The organism is Haloechinothrix sp. LS1_15, from assembly GCF_033042135.1.
Classification (GTDB): Bacteria; Actinomycetota; Actinomycetes; order Mycobacteriales; family Pseudonocardiaceae; genus Haloechinothrix.
On record NZ_WBXM01000005.1, the window covers coordinates 99,085 to 113,358 of the forward strand.

The 14,274-nt window shown below is 68.8% G+C and carries 11 protein-coding genes and 1 tRNA gene; 3 read left to right on the forward strand and 9 right to left on the reverse strand.

The features are described from left to right. Window position 1: 1 nt before the first annotated feature. The 5 genes from F8178_RS09735 to F8178_RS09755 all read right to left on the reverse strand — a co-directional run bounded on the left by F8178_RS09735 (window position 2) and on the right by F8178_RS09755 (window position 6,237). Complete coding sequence (locus tag F8178_RS09735; RefSeq protein ID WP_317494392.1) at window positions 2–1,519, reverse strand: pyridoxal-dependent decarboxylase; 1,518 nt, start codon at window positions 1,517–1,519, stop codon at window positions 2–4. Between the two features lie 116 nt (window positions 1,520–1,635). Next, complete coding sequence (locus tag F8178_RS09740) at window positions 1,636–3,621, reverse strand: iron ABC transporter permease (protein WP_317494393.1); 1,986 nt, start codon at window positions 3,619–3,621, stop codon at window positions 1,636–1,638. Window positions 3,622–3,673: 52 nt separating this feature from the next. Beyond that, window positions 3,674–4,645 carry an iron-siderophore ABC transporter substrate-binding protein gene (locus F8178_RS09745; RefSeq protein WP_317494394.1) on the reverse strand — a complete coding sequence of 324 codons (972 nt, stop codon included), beginning with the start codon at window positions 4,643–4,645 and terminating at the stop codon, window positions 3,674–3,676. A 71-nt stretch (window positions 4,646–4,716) separates the two neighbouring features. Continuing rightward, complete coding sequence (locus tag F8178_RS09750) at window positions 4,717–5,523, reverse strand: ABC transporter ATP-binding protein (protein ID WP_317494395.1); 807 nt, start codon at window positions 5,521–5,523, stop codon at window positions 4,717–4,719. Between the two features lie 108 nt (window positions 5,524–5,631). Beyond that, window positions 5,632–6,237 carry an HAD family phosphatase gene (locus F8178_RS09755; RefSeq protein ID WP_317494396.1) on the reverse strand — a complete coding sequence of 202 codons (606 nt, stop codon included), beginning with the start codon at window positions 6,235–6,237 and terminating at the stop codon, window positions 5,632–5,634. A gap of 86 nt (window positions 6,238–6,323) precedes the next feature. On the opposite strand from F8178_RS09755, the gene moaA reads away from it, so the two are divergent. After that, entirely contained in the window at window positions 6,324–7,367 is a 1,044-nt protein-coding gene (gene moaA / locus F8178_RS09760; protein WP_317494397.1) for a GTP 3',8-cyclase MoaA, read from the forward strand. A gap of 78 nt (window positions 7,368–7,445) precedes the next feature. On the opposite strand, the gene F8178_RS09765 is transcribed toward moaA, so the two are convergent. From F8178_RS09765 to F8178_RS09775, 3 genes are all read right to left on the reverse strand, one after another. Further along, a tRNA-Val gene (locus F8178_RS09765) sits at window positions 7,446–7,517 on the reverse strand. Window positions 7,518–7,553: 36 nt separating this feature from the next. Beyond that, on the reverse strand, window positions 7,554–8,018 hold the full coding sequence (locus tag F8178_RS09770; protein ID WP_317494398.1) for a peroxiredoxin: 465 nt from the start codon (window positions 8,016–8,018) through the stop codon (window positions 7,554–7,556). A gap of 171 nt (window positions 8,019–8,189) precedes the next feature. Then, window positions 8,190–8,615, reverse strand: a complete 426-nt coding sequence (locus F8178_RS09775) for a DUF3052 domain-containing protein (protein ID WP_317494399.1) — start codon at window positions 8,613–8,615, stop codon at window positions 8,190–8,192. A 351-nt stretch (window positions 8,616–8,966) separates the two neighbouring features. Here F8178_RS09775 and aceE point away from each other — a divergent pair, with 351 nt between their 5' ends. After that, complete coding sequence (gene aceE / locus F8178_RS09780) at window positions 8,967–11,786, forward strand: pyruvate dehydrogenase (acetyl-transferring), homodimeric type (protein ID WP_396345223.1); 2,820 nt, start codon at window positions 8,967–8,969, stop codon at window positions 11,784–11,786. A gap of 94 nt (window positions 11,787–11,880) precedes the next feature. Here aceE and F8178_RS09785 read toward each other — a convergent pair whose 3' ends face one another. Continuing rightward, on the reverse strand, window positions 11,881–12,633 hold the full coding sequence (locus tag F8178_RS09785) for a mechanosensitive ion channel family protein (RefSeq protein ID WP_317494400.1): 753 nt from the start codon (window positions 12,631–12,633) through the stop codon (window positions 11,881–11,883). A gap of 289 nt (window positions 12,634–12,922) precedes the next feature. Here F8178_RS09785 and F8178_RS09790 point away from each other — a divergent pair, with 289 nt between their 5' ends. Further along, entirely contained in the window at window positions 12,923–14,191 is a 1,269-nt protein-coding gene (locus F8178_RS09790; RefSeq protein WP_317494401.1) for a helix-turn-helix domain-containing protein, read from the forward strand. The last annotated feature ends 83 nt before the right edge of the window (window positions 14,192–14,274 follow it).

A 14,274-nucleotide genomic window follows, 5' to 3' on the forward strand; every position in this document is an offset into this window, starting at 1 on the left:
CCTAACCGTCCTCCTCGGTTCCGGCCATCACGATCTCGTTGATCACCGCATCGATGTCGGTCTCGCTGGCGTGCGGGTTGAGCAGCGTGAGCTTGAGCCACACCGCACCGAACAACTCGGTGCGGCCCACCACTGCCCTGCCGCTCCGCAGCAGCCTGCGCCGCAGTTCCGCGTTGACCCGGTCCGGCCTGCCGAACGCCCGGTACCGAAAGGCCACCGTGGTCAGCGTGGGGTGCGCGGCCAGCTCCAGCGCGGGGTGAGCCTCGATCTGCTCGGCGGCGTACCTCGCGAGCGCGTGGCAGCGCTCGACCAGCTCACCCAGCCCGCTCCTACCAAGCGCGCGCATCGTCACCGCGATCTTGAAGGCGTCGGCGCGCCTGGTGGTGCGTAGCGACCGGCCGAGCAACCCGTCGTAGCCCGCATCCTCGTCATCGGCCGGGTTGAGGTAAGCCACGCGCCGCGCAAGCGGTTCCAGCGTGTTGCCATCGGCTGCCAGGAACACCCCGGACGCGATCGGCTGCCACCCCAGCTTGTGCAGGTCCAACGCGACAGAGTCACTGCGCTCGATGCCGTCAAGCAGCGGCGCCAGCGCCCCGGACAGCAGCGCGCCTCCCCCGTAGGCGCCATCGGTGTGCAGCCAGACACGGTACTCCGCGGCGATCTCGGCGATCTCCGGCAGCGGGTCGATCGCCCCGAGGTCGGTGGTGCCGGCGGTGGCAACGATCATGGCCGGGATCCCCGTGCACTGCTCCAGCGCCCTGGCAAGCGCGGCCGGGTCCATCCGGTGACGGTCATCGACGGGGACCGCGGTCACCGAGGCCTCACCGAGTCCGAGCAGCGCGGCGTTGCGCTGCACCGAGAAGTGCGCGGCCGCGGAGCAGAAAATCCGTAACCGGTACCCGGCACCGCCCACGCCGTCGTAGGCGGGTTCGGTGCCCGCGTGCTGCCGCAGCGCCGCATCCCTGGCCAGCGCCATCCCCATCAGATTGGATTCGGTGCCACCCCCGGTGAGCACGCCGGCGGCCCGGTCCGGCCGGTAGCCGGTCAACCTCGCCAGCGCCGCGATCACCTCGGTCTCCACCGTGGTCGCCGCCGGTGCCTGGTCCCACGAATCGAGCGACGGGTTCAACGCGGCGCTGACCACCTCGGCGGCCACGGCCACCGCCAGTGGCGGGCAGTGCAGGTGCGCGGCGCACGCTGGATCCGCAGGATCCACCGACCCCGCGGCCAGCATCCGGCTCAACCGGTCGAGCGCCTCATGGGACCCGGTTCCGGTGTCGGGTAACACCCAGCCGAGGGCATCACGGACGCGCTCGGCCAGCTCCTCCGGCGCGCGGGCGGGAGCGGGCCCGCCACGCTCGGCGATCCCGGCCGCGAGCGCCTCGACCGCAGTGCCGATCAGCGGGGACAGCCGGGCAGGTCCGCTCGGCCCGGCCGCCAGCTCGGCTCCCGGGACCAAGGGCCACTGCTCGCCATGGCCGAGCGCGGCGGGTGGTGCGGTGTTGACATCCACCGACATGGGTTCGCTCCCAACGACGAAAAGATCATCTTAGGCAAGGCTAACCTATAATAGGTAAGGCTAACCTACAAGAGGGGAAAACGAACTCGATCCGGGGATACGCTCGTCACAGCGCGTCACACGCGCCGGAGCAACCAGATCAAGTAGGGAGCGCCGATCAGCGCCGTGACGACCCCGACCGGGATCTCCACGGGAGCGAGCAGCGTTCGGCCAACCGCGTCGGCGCCGACCACCAGGGTCGCGCCCAGCAACGCGGCGACGGGCACCAGCCGGGCCGTTGCCGACCCCACGATGCGCCGGGCGAGGTGGGGCGCGACCAACCCGACGAACCCGACCGTGCCTACCGCGGCCGCGGTTCCCGCGGCCAGCACCGCCGCACCGCCGAGAACCAACACGCGGGTACGGGACAGCCCCAGCCCGAGCGCCCTCGGCAACACGTTACCCAGCGCAAGCAGGTCCACCGGCCGGGCGAGGACCACCAGCAACGCGACGATCAGCACCGGCAGCACGAGCCAGCCGACCGCCGTGAGATCGCGCGCGTAGGTGCTGCCAGACAACCAGGTCAGTGCCGAGGACAGGTTCATCTCGGCCCCGGTGACCATGAGGTGCACCAGCGCCTGCGCCGTGTACCCGCAGCCGAGGCCGACCAGCACCACGCGGGTGGGATCGATGCCCGAGGACGTGCCCGCGATGAGCAACACCAGTCCGAGCGTGAGCACCCCGCCCACCGCGGCCGAGAGTGGAAGCATGACGGCAGGCGCAGCGGGCAGCACCAGGATCACCAGCACGGCCCCCACCGCCGCGCCCTGGGTCACGCCGATCAGGTTGGGCTCGGCGATCGGGTTGCGCACCACCGCCTGGACCGCCACACCGGCCACGGCCAGGCACGCGCCAGCAAGCGCGGCCACCACGATGCGCGGAGCGCGGTACGAGACCACGGCGTCGGCGCCCCCGTCGCCGGATCCGAACAGCACCGCCGCCAACTCCCCCCAGGCAACCGGTACATCGCCTGCCCGCAGCCCGAGCAGCACCACGACGCCGAGCGCGGCCAGCGCCGCGAGCAGTACGGCCGTGAACCGCCCCGCAGGCAACACCCGCGCGGCGGTCACCGCCGCGCCGACGTCGGCATCCCCTGTGGTGATGCGGCGGGCCAGCAGCACGAACACCGGACCGCCGAGCAGCGCCGTGAGCACCCCGACGGGCAGCTCGCCGTAACCAGCCGAGGGTGGCTGCACCAGCTGCGCGGTCGCGTCGGCCGTCAGCACCAGGGTTGCCCCCAGCAGGGCAGCCAGCGGCAGGCGTGTCCCGTGGGCGGTCACGCCGATCGACCGCACCGCAACCGGGGCGATCAACCCGACGAACGCCACGGGCCCTGCGACGGTGACGGCAGTGGCGGCCAACCACACCGACACGACCAGAGCGGCTGGGCGGACCCGGTGTACCCGCACCCCCATGGCCTCCGCGGTTTCGTCGCCGAGCGCCAGCAAGTCGAGCTGCCGCGCGAACCCCAGCGCGACGACCGCGGCGACCAGCACGACCGCGCCAGCCAGCAGCGGCCGGTCCAGCCCGGACTGCAGCAACGAGCCGTGTCCCCAGAAGTACAGGCCCCTGGTGCTGTTCTCGTCGACGATCTGCAGGAAATCCGCGGCTGCTGTGGCGGCCAGCATGACGGTCGCACCGGCGAGCAGCACCCTGCCCGGGGTGAGCACCCCACCCGAAACCAGCAGATACACCACCAGCGCGGCGAGCAGGCCACCGGCGAAGGCGACGAGTCCACCGCCGAGCACGCCCACGTTGACCCCGGTCACCGTCACCAGGACCACCGCGAGGTAGGCACCCGCGCTGACGCCCAGGGTGTCAGGAGAGGCCAACGGATTTCGCGTTACGCCTTGCAGCAGGACCCCCGAGAGCCCCAGCGCTACGCCGGTCACGAGCCCTGCGAGCGTGCGAGGCAGCCTGCTGTCCCAGAACACCGCCTCGGTGCGCGGGTCGGCCGTTCCCGCGAGCAGGCTTCCAAGATCGGCAAGCCCGACCTCGGAGGCCCCGAGACCGATGTGGACGAGCACGACACCAACCAGCGCCGCCACGACCGCGCCGCCCACCAACGTGACCGGTGGGCGGCGCGGTAACCGGCGTGTCCTGCTCGGCGCCGGGTCAGTCAGCAATGGCCGACGCCGACTCGTCCAGCAGCATCATCGCCGAAAGCGGGCCACCGAACAGCCACGTTCCCGGATCGAGGGCTGCCACCCTGTCCTCCGCCACGAACGGCAGATCCTGCCACACGGCGTTATCACTGAGCTCGCCTGCGAACGGGTCGTCGCCGGGCAAAGATACGTACAGGAACGTCGCATCGTCCTCGATCTGGGTGAGGCTTTCGACACCGACCGTGGTCATCCCCCACTCGTCGGGATCACCCTGCCAACCGTTGTGCAGGCCGGCTTCCTCGAGCAGCATCGCGGCCATGGCTTCGCTGGTGAACAGCCGGATCGTGGGAGCGCCTTCCTCAGAGAAGCCCTGCGCTAGGGCGAAGGTCGCTCCTTCGGCGCCTGCCTCGGCGAGCCGTTCGCCGGTCTCGGCGATGCGCTCCTCCAGCGCCTCCAGGACGTCGGCGGCCTCGTCCTCCCTGCCGACCGCGGTGGCGAGCTCGGTGAAGTTGGTGCGCATCGTCTCCAACTCGGGGTCCGCCGTCGGATCGAATGCCAGCACCGGCGCGATCTCCGAGAGCTGATCGTAATTCTCGGCCAGCCGCTCGTCATCGGAGACGATCAAGTCGGGCTCCAGCGCGCGGATCGACTCGATGCTGGGCTCCTGACGGGTGCCCACGTCGGTCACGCCGTCCGGAAGTTCGGCACCAGCTGCCGAGACCCACTCCTGATAGCCCTCGGTGTCGGCCACCCCAACCGGCTCCACGCCGAGCGCGAGCAGATTCTCGGTGGCGGAGTACTCGAGCGAGATCACGTTCGTCGCCTGCTCGTCCAAGGCTACCTCACCCCGCGCGGTGTTCACGGTGATCTCCCCGTCAGCGCCAGCCTCATCCGCGGTGCCCGCACCGCAGCCGGCCACGGTGAACGCCAGCACCACCGCACAACCCAAGACAGCCGAGCTGCGAGCGCGACTGGTGTCCATACTTCACACTCCTTATCGGAAATCGATTGAACCGCTGGAAACTCACCAGGAGGGAATCGTCGGGTGTGTACTCACGCCGTCACCGGCTCCCGCCGTCGCGGGAAGCACGCCAGGTAACCGGACTCCGGGTCCCGCATCACCGTGACGTCGATGCCGAACGCCCGGTGGATCGCGCTCGAGGTGAGCACCGACTCGGGCGGTCCGGAACACAGCACGCCTTTCTCGGCGAGCACCACCACCGTGTCGGCGTAAGCGGCGGCCTGCATCAGGTCATGCAACACGACACCGCACGCGATGCCGTGGTCGCGAGCCAGCGCCCGTACCACGTCCAGCACCTCGAACTGGTGCCGCAGATCCAGGTACGTGGTGGGCTCATCGAGCAGCACGATGTCCGCGCGCTGCGCCAGCACCGTCGCCAGCCAAGCGCGTTGCCGCTCACCACCGGACAGTTCGTCCAGTCGAGCGGCGGCCAGCGGCTCGGCGTCGGTGACCGCCAGTGCCCACTCGACGGCCTCGGTGTCCTCCGGGCGGTGGCGGCCGAGCGCGCCCCGGTGCGCGTAACGGCCGTGCCGTACCAGTTCCCGCACGGTCAGCCCGGCAGGCACCTGCGGTGTCTGCGGCAAGAACGCCACCCGACGAGCCAGCGCCCGGCGCGAGTACGACTCCAGCGGCGCGCCCCCGACCCGCACCTCCCCGGCCAGTGCCGGTTGCAGACCGGCGATCGTGCGCAACACCGTCGATTTCCCGCAGCCGTTCGGGCCGACCAGCACGGTGAGCTCACCGGCGGTGAAGCCGAGCGATACGTCGCTGACCACGCGATGCGCGCCGTGTCCAGCTGCCAGCCCGTCCACGCTGAGCAGCACCCGGCCGTACGTCATACCCACCTCCCGCGTGACGACGGAGCCACTCTAACGAAGAAGGTAAGGCAAACCTAACGATCTGGGAATCCTGACGGTATCAGATACGTCACAACGGAGCAGCGGTTCTCAGCCGTCGAGCAGCCCGCGGCGGCCGAGCTGTTTCCTGGTGGTTTCGGCGTCGACGAAGTGTTCGGCGTCGATACCCAGCGCACGCGCTGCCTCGATGTTGCGGGGCAGGTCGTCGGTGAAGAAGGTCCGTTCCGGGCGCAGCCCGTACCGCTCCAGCAACGTCCGATAGATCGCAGGCGCAGGCTTGGTCACCCCTTCCTGCCCCGAGATTACGGCACCGTGCAGGCCGCCGAGGAAGTCCCAGGAGGCCACCGCGTCCCGCCACTTCGCCAGCGAGATATTGCTGAGCACGTACAGCGGGATCCCGGCCTGCCGGAGCTCGTCGAGCACCTCGGGCATGCCAGGTATCGGTCCGGCGATCATCTCGTCCCAGCGGTCGTGGTAGGCCCCGATGAAATCCGCGTAGCCGGGGAACCGGGCGGCGCGCTCGGCGACTGCCCGGCCCCATGGACGCCCGGCGTCCTGCTCGGCGTTCCATTCGGCGGGACAGACCTCGGACAGGAAGTAGGTCCGTTCGGATTCGTCCGGGATGAGGGTGGAGTACAGGTACTCAGGGTTCCAATCAAGCAGGACCCCGCCGAGGTCGAAGACGGCCGCGTGCACGTTCGGCACGATATCGTAGTCGGTTACGCTCCCAGCACCTACCGTGGAAGGTGCCGGGAGACGGCAGCGAGGATGGGAGAACCGCGATGGAGATGCCGGTCGGTACCAGCGAGCGGGCGAAGCCGTCCGACCAGATGGGCAGGTCGCTGCGGGACCTGCGCGTCTCGGTGACGGATCGCTGCAACTTCCGGTGTCGCTACTGCATGCCACGCGAGGTGTTCGGCCCCGAGCACGCCTTCCTGCCGAAGGCGGAGCTGTTGAGCTTCGAGGAGATCACCCGGCTGGTGCGGGCCTTCGCCGGGCTCGGGGTGTGCAAGATCCGGCTGACCGGGGGCGAACCGCTGTTGCGGGCCGAGCTGGAACGGCTGGTCGAGATGGTGGCCGCCGTCGAGGGCATCACCGACATCGCACTCACCACCAACGCCTCGCTGCTCGGCGCGAAGGCCGCCACGCTGCGCGAGGCCGGGTTGTCCCGGGTCACGGTTAGCCTCGACTCGCTGGACCCCGAAAGGTTCGCCGCGATCAGCGACACCCAGGTCCCGTTGACACGGGTGCTGGACGGGATGGCGGCGGCCGAGCAGGCGGGCCTGACCCCGGTCAAGATCAACGCGGTGATCAAGCGCGGGCTCAACGACGGCGACGACATCCTCGGGCTGGCCGCGCACGGCCGGGAGACCGGCAGGGTGGTGCGCTTCATCGAGTACATGGATGTCGGCACCACCAACGGGTGGCGGCTGGACGACGTGGTCCCCGCCCGCGAGATCGTCGACCGCATCCACGCCGAATGGCCGCTGGAGGCGGTAGAGCCCGCCTACTCGGGTGAGGTGGCCAACCGCTACCGGTACGCCGACGGGGCAGGCGAGATCGGCGTCATCAGCTCTGTCACCCAGCCCTTCTGCGGCACCTGCACCCGCGCCCGGCTTTCGGCCCAGGGGGAACTGTTCACCTGCCTGTTCGGCACCAAGGGCCACGATCTGCGCGGCCTGCTGCGCGACGAGTGCGCGACCGACGAGGAGCTGGACGAGCGACTGCGCTCGATCTGGCGCGTGCGTGCGGACCGCTACTCTGAACTGCGCACTGCCGAGACGGCCCGGCACCCCAAAGTGGAGATGTCCTACATCGGAGGCTAGCGCCGAGGTGTGGGGGCTGAACGTGACGCTCCGCGCCGTAGCGGGAACGAATGTCGCGTTCAGCTCACCTGGAATCGGTGGGCGCAGCTGGGTTCGAACCAGCGACCCCTTGCTTGTAAGGCAAGTGCTCTTCCGCTGAGCTATGCGCCCGGAGGGTGCCCCGAGGTCCCGGGACACCCTAGCTTGTCACGCCACGAGGTCCGCGACGGCCTTCTTCCAGGCCTGTTGGTCGCGGGGCTCACCGGGCTCGTTGGCCTCGGCGTACCGAACGACGCCCTCGGTGTCGATCAGGAACGTGCCGCGCGTGGCCAGCCCGGCTTTCTCGTTGAACACACCGTAGGTCGTGGCCACCTCGCCATGCGGCCAGAAGTCCGACAGCAGCGGGAACTGGTAACCCTGCTGCTCGGCCCAGGCCTTGAGCGAGAACGGCGTGTCCACCGACACGCCGATGACCTGTACACCCTTGCCGTCGTAGTCGGCGAACTCGTCCCGCAGCTGGCAGAGCTCGCTCTGGCAGATGCCGCTGAACGCGAACGGGTAGAACACCAGCAGTACCGGCTTGTCACCGCGGAAGTCCGACAGCGTCACCGGCTGCTTGTTGTAGTCGTTGAGCGTGAAGTCCGGGGCTTGCGAGCCAACCTCGACCGCCATTCAAGCTTCCTCTCGCTCGCTGGGTTCCATCGACCCCTCCGTCCCCGCACCACCCCGGTGTCACCGGGCTTCGCACGGTACGGGTGACTGAGCGGGGCCTGCCATCCACAGCCTATCGGCCCTCGCGCCGCATGCCGACGACAGCCCACGGTGCCAGGCGCCCCGGTGCCGTCAGCGCCGTGACTGTCGCGGCGGAACCAGCCGCACCCCAGTCCATTCCTGGTCGAGGCTGACATTGGACGTTTGCGACAGCCCGACTGTGGGCACCGCCTCGGCGATCTCGGCGGGTTCGACGTGCCCCGGCTGGCCGGTCTTCGGGGTGAGTACCCAGATCACGCCGGTCTCGTCCAGCGGGGCCCGCGCGTCGACGAGCGCGTCGCCGAGGTCGCCGTCCCCGTCGCGCCACCACAGCAGCACGACATCGATGACCTCGTCGGCGCTCTCGTCGAGGAGTTCGCCATCGATACGCTGCTCGATGGCTGCACGTACTTCCTCGCTGACATCCGAGTCCCATCCCAGTTCCTGGACCACCATGTTCGGTTCGATACCGAGCCTGTCGGCGACGTTGTTCTTGTCAACGTCTCCCGCGGCGACCACGAGCGTTAATCCTCCATCTTCCTGTGCGGCAGTAACCTACCGCAGTTGCCATGTCATCCACGTTCAGCGAACACCCGCAAGGCGCGACGCGCAACCACCAACACCGCATATCGGGGAAATCAGTGGTCATCTGAGCGCACCGAGTGACGACGCGAACCGCGACTCCGAGGCCGTTTCGATCCACTCATATTACTCCGCGGTAGATGCCTATTTCGGGCGCCACCGCCCCTGGAGGCATGTAACGATGGCAGGGATACGCGTGCGCGAATACCGCAACGGGTTCCCATACGCGCGCTGTAACGCGAGACAATGAGGAAGACCACACCATCACAGTTCAGGCTAGGAGACCCCTTGCCCCAGCAGAATACGCACGGTCAAGGCCCTACCGGCCCCGAGACGACCCGCCAGCGCCCGCCGGAACGCGTCCGCGTGATCCGGGACGGAATGGCCGCACACCTGCCCGACATCGACCCGGAGGAGACCTCCGAGTGGCTCGACTCCTTCGACGCCGCGCTGGCGCACGGCGGGCAGCAGCGCGCGCGGTTCTTGATGCTGCGCCTGCTCGAACGGGCACGGGAGCGCAATGTCGGCGTGCCGCCGCTGACAGCGACCGACTACGTCAACACCATCCCGACCGAGAACGAGCCGTGGTTCCCCGGCGACGAGGAGGTCGAGCGCCGCTACCGCGCGTTCATCCGGTGGAACGCGGCGGTCATGGTGCATCGCGCGCAGCGCCCGGGTGTCGAGGTCGGTGGGCACATCTCGACCTACGCCTCCTCCGCGGCCCTCTACGAGGTGGGCTTCAACCACTTCTTCCGCGGTAAGGACCACTCCGGGGGCGGGGACCAGATCTTCATCCAGGGCCACGCCTCCCCCGGTATCTATGCACGTGCCTACCTGGAAGGCCGGTTGACGGCCAACCAGCTGGACGGCTTCCGGCAGGAGTACTCGCACGCCGGCCCCGGCGGCGGGTTGCCCTCGTATCCCCACCCGAGGTTGATGCCGGACTTCTGGGAATACCCGACGGTGTCCATGGGGCTCGGCCCGATGAACGCGATCTACCAGGCCCGTTTCAACCGCTACCTCGCCTCTCGCGGCATCAAGGACACCAGCGACCAGCATGTCTGGTGCTTCCTCGGGGACGGCGAGATGGACGAGCCCGAGTCACGGGGCCTGATCCACATCGCCTCCGGCGAGGGGTTGGACAACCTGACCTTCGTCATCAACTGCAACCTCCAGCGGCTGGACGGACCGGTACGCGGCAACGGGAAGATCATCCAAGAGCTGGAGGCGTACTTCCGTGGTGCGGGCTGGAACGTCATCAAGGTGATCTGGGGCCGCGAGTGGGACGCGCTGCTGCACGCCGACCGGGACGGCGCCCTGGTCAACCTGATGAACACTACGCCGGACGGGGACTTCCAGACGTACAAGGCCAACGACGGCGCCTACGTCAGGGAGCACTTCTTCGGACGTGACCCGCGTACCAAGGAGCTGGTCAAGGACCTATCCGACGCCGACATCTGGAACCTCAAGCGCGGCGGGCACGACTACCGCAAGGTCTACGCCGCCTACAAGGCCGCGTTGGAGCACCACGGCCAACCCACGGTGATCCTGGCGCACACCATCAAGGGATACGGCCTCGGCGCCTCCTTCGAGGGCCGCAACGCGGCGCACCAGATGAAGAAGCTGACCCTCGACGACCTCAAGCTGTTCCGGAACGCCCAGCGCATCCCGATCAGCGACGAGGAGCTCGAGCGGAACCCGAAACTGCCCCCGTACTACCACCCCGGCGAGGACTCCGCCGAGATCGAGTACATGGTCGGCAGGCGACGCACGCTCGGCGGTTTCCTGCCCGAGCGGCGAAGCAAGGCCAAGCCGCTCGTGCTACCCGGCGACCGGCTCTACGAATCGCTGCGCAAGGGCTCTGGCAAGCAGGAAGTCGCCACCACCATGGCGTTCGTGCGGCTGGTGCGCGAGCTCGCCAAGGACGACGAGCTCGGGCACCGCGTCGTACCGATCATCCCCGATGAGGCGCGGACCTTCGGGCTCGACTCGATGTTCCCGACCGCGCAGATCTACAACCCACAGGGCCAGATCTACACCTCGGTGGACGCCCAGCTCATGCTCGCCTACAAGGAGAGCGAGCGGGGTCAGCTGTTGCACGAGGGCATCAACGAGGCAGGCTCGGTCGCCTCGCTCACCGCGATCGGCACCTCGTACGCCACGCACGGCGAGCCGATGATCCCGATCTACATCTTCTACTCGATGTTCGGGTTCCAGCGGACCGGCGACAGCTTCTACGCCGCCGCTGACCAGATGACCCGCGGGTTCGTCCTCGGCGCTACGGCGGGCAGGACCACCCTCACCGGCGAGGGGCTGCAGCACGCCGACGGTCACTCGCACCTGCTCGCGGCGACCAACCCGGCCGTGGTCAGCTACGACCCGGCGTGGTCGTTCGAGATCGCGCACATCGTGCGGGATGGGCTGCGCCGCATGTACGGCGAGACGGGCCCGGACGGCAACGGCGAGAACGTCATGTACTACCTGACGGTGTACAACCAGCCGTACCAGCAACCGCCCGAGCCGGAGAACCTCGACATCGATGGGCTGCTCCGCGGGTTGTACCGGTACGCCGAGGGCGAGCCCACCGGTGGGCCGAGGGCGCAGATCCTCGTATCCGGTGTCACCATGCCGGACGCGCTGCGCGCGCAGCGGCTCCTGGCTACCGAGTGGGGTGTGGCCGCCGACGTGTGGTCGGCGACATCCTGGTCCGAGCTGCGCAGGGAAGCCATCGAGGTCGACAGGGACAACCTGCTGCACACCGACGACGAGCCGCGGGTGCCGTACGTGACCCGCGCGCTGTCGCAGGCCGAGGGGCCTGTGGTGGCGGTATCCGACTGGATGCGCGCCGTCCCCGACCTGATCCGCCCGTGGGTGCCGGGAGACATGTACACGCTCGGCACGGACGGGTTCGGGTTCTCCGACACGCGCCCGGCTGCCCGTCGGTACTTCCTCGTCGACGCCGAATCGATCGTGGTCGCCACGCTGGCTTCGCTGGCCCGCAGGGGTGAGGTCGCCCAACGCACCGTGGTCGAGGCGGCGCGGCACTACCGGATCGACGACGTGTTCGCCGCGGCCCCCGAGGAGGCCGACACCGCCGAACCGGGCTGACATCGGGCGACACGGCGACGCTGGCGACAGGACGACCAAGCGCGACTGCCCCCGGGGCGAACGCCCCGGGGGCAGTCCTTGCCGGTCGTGCCGGTTACTGCTGGGTGCCGTGCGGCGGTGTCGGCGGCTCCTGCGAGCCGGGGCCACCCACCTGCCCTGAGCGGGTCCCTGACTGCTGGTTGCCCGAGCCGAGCTGGCTCTGCAGGCTGTCCAGCCATACCGCCCACCGCTCCTGCGCCGGCTTGATCAGGCCACCGCCGAACCCGACGACGATGACGCCGCCGATGGTGGCCAGTACGGCGATCAGCACCGGGGTGGTCACCGTGGTCGCGATCTGGACCTGGTTGAGCGCCGCGATAACACCGAGCGCCACGATCAACCAGTAGGTCGCGAAGCTCAGCACGCCACCGATGGGGCGGCCTGCCAGTGCCGAGCTGATCACGTCACGCACCATCCGGGCGATGGCCGCCGCCACGATAACCAGCACGATCGCGACCACCACGCGCGGCAGGAACGCGATGACTTCATCGAGCAGCTCGCTCACGGGGTTGGTCGGCCCGAACGCACCGAAAGCCAACTGCAATGCGATCAACAGGATGAAGAAGTACGCGATCTTCGCGACCAGCGCGCTCGCGTCGATATTGGCCTGGTTGAGCACGCCTGACAGACCGGTTCGTTCCACCAGGCTGGGGAAGCCGAGCTTGTCGAGCAGCATGCTCAACGCTTTCGCCACACCCTTCGCGATCAACCAGCCGATCAGCAGGATGATCAGGAAGAAAACGAGCTTGGGTACGAACGTGGTGATCAGGCTCCACGCTTCACCCAGCCCGTCTCTGAGCTGGTCCATTACAGTGTTCCTCCTTGCTCCCGGCGCCGATGAGGGTGATGGACGACCCGGCCGTCAGCCCCGTACGCGGCTGGTGACCGCCGGATCAGGACACCCGGAGGGTGTCCTTCGTCACAAGCGGTCCATCACCCGGCGTCGCTTTCGTTCACTGTTCGTTCACTGCCTGTGGTGAGGCGATCTTTCGCCAGCGAAGGGAGGTCAGCAACTCGACACGGGGACCCCGACGGGTGATTTCCCCTGATCGAGCGCATGCGAACGGTTCGATGGCAAGCATGGGATTGTTAGCACCATGAGCGGACATCGCGCGGAGCGCACCGGGCAGCAGCGGACCGACCTCTCGGCCGCCACGGTGCGGAACCTGGAACGCGCCTCCGGTGAGCTCGCCGCCAAGAGCGTCGCGGCGATGGAAGAGCAGCTGCCCTGGTTCTCCCGGATGCCTGCCGACCAGCGCGCCAGCGTCCTGCTCATCACACAGACCGGTGTGGCGGGGTTCATCGACTGGCTCCGCGATCCCGAGGGGGCGCTGAAGCTGACCACCGAAGCCTTCCGGGAAGCGCCGAGGGAGCTGTCACGATGGATCAACCTGCGCCATACCGTCCACCTGATCCGGATCGCGACGGAGGTCTTCGAGGAGCAACTACCCGAGTTCGCCGCCGACGAGACCGAGCGCACCGTCCTCACCGAAGGCATCCTCCGCTACGGCAGGGAGATCGCCTTCACCGCCGCCACCACCTACGCTGCCGCGGCGGAGAGCCGCGGAGCCTGGGACGCCCGATTGGAAGCCCTGGTCGTCGACGGCATCGTCCGGGGTGACGCAGAAGAATCGCTGCTCTCCCGCGCCTCGGCGCTCGGCTGGGATCCCGACGCCGCGGCCACAGTGATCGTGGGTCACGCCCCTTCCGAGGATCCGCCGACCGTGGTCTCGGCGGTACGGGGCAAGGCATCCCGGCTGGAGCGGCCGGTACTGCTCGGCGTCCAGGGATCCCGACTGGTCGTCATCCTCGGTGGGGCGACCGAAGGCACCGTGGCCGAACGGCAGGGCAACGAGCGCCGGGACACCAGGGAAGCCAGGGACATCAGGGACGCGGGCGAGGCACTGCCACGCATCGCGGAGGCCTTCGGCGACGGCGCGGTCGTCGCCGGCCCGACGGTGCCGAGCCTTACCGAGGCCTACATCAGCGCAACCGAGGCGCTGTCCGGACTGCGCGCGGTCGCGGGCTGGCCGTCGGCACCCCGGCCGGTACGTGCGGGAGACCTGCTACCCGAGCGGGCGCTGGCAGGCGATGCCGAAGCCGAGCGGCAGCTGGTGGAGACCATCGTCGACCCGCTGGAGGGTTCCGGCACCGGCCTTGTGGAGACACTGACCACCTATCTGGAGGTGGGCGGGGTGCTCGAGATGTGCGCACGCACCTTGTACGTCCACCCCAACACGGTGCGCTACCGCCTCAAGCGTGTCGCCGAGCTGACCGGGCGGGACGCCTCGAACTCTCGCGACGCGCTCGTGCTGCGGATCGCCCTGATCGTGGGGCGGCTCGCACGGGCACGAGGGCTGATGTGAGTCCATTGGCGGCAGCCTCCAAAAATGACCCGGGTACTTCGTAGGTGCCAGCATCCCTATGACCGTGAGGCACCGTGTTTGCT

Coding starts and splice junctions, on each gene's coding strand:
- F8178_RS09735 (WP_317494392.1), bottom strand. CDS start 1,519: ATGTCGGTGGATGTCAACACCGCACCACCCGCCGCGCTCGGCCATGGC.
- F8178_RS09745 (WP_317494394.1), bottom strand. CDS start 4,645: ATGGACACCAGTCGCGCTCGCAGCTCGGCTGTCTTGGGTTGTGCGGTG.
- F8178_RS09750 (WP_317494395.1), bottom strand. CDS start 5,523: ATGACGTACGGCCGGGTGCTGCTCAGCGTGGACGGGCTGGCAGCTGGA.
- moaA (WP_317494397.1), top strand. CDS start 6,324: ATGGAGATGCCGGTCGGTACCAGCGAGCGGGCGAAGCCGTCCGACCAG.
- F8178_RS09770 (WP_317494398.1), bottom strand. CDS start 8,018: ATGGCGGTCGAGGTTGGCTCGCAAGCCCCGGACTTCACGCTCAACGAC.
- F8178_RS09785 (WP_317494400.1), bottom strand. CDS start 12,633: ATGGACCAGCTCAGAGACGGGCTGGGTGAAGCGTGGAGCCTGATCACC.
- F8178_RS09790 (WP_317494401.1), top strand. CDS start 12,923: ATGAGCGGACATCGCGCGGAGCGCACCGGGCAGCAGCGGACCGACCTC.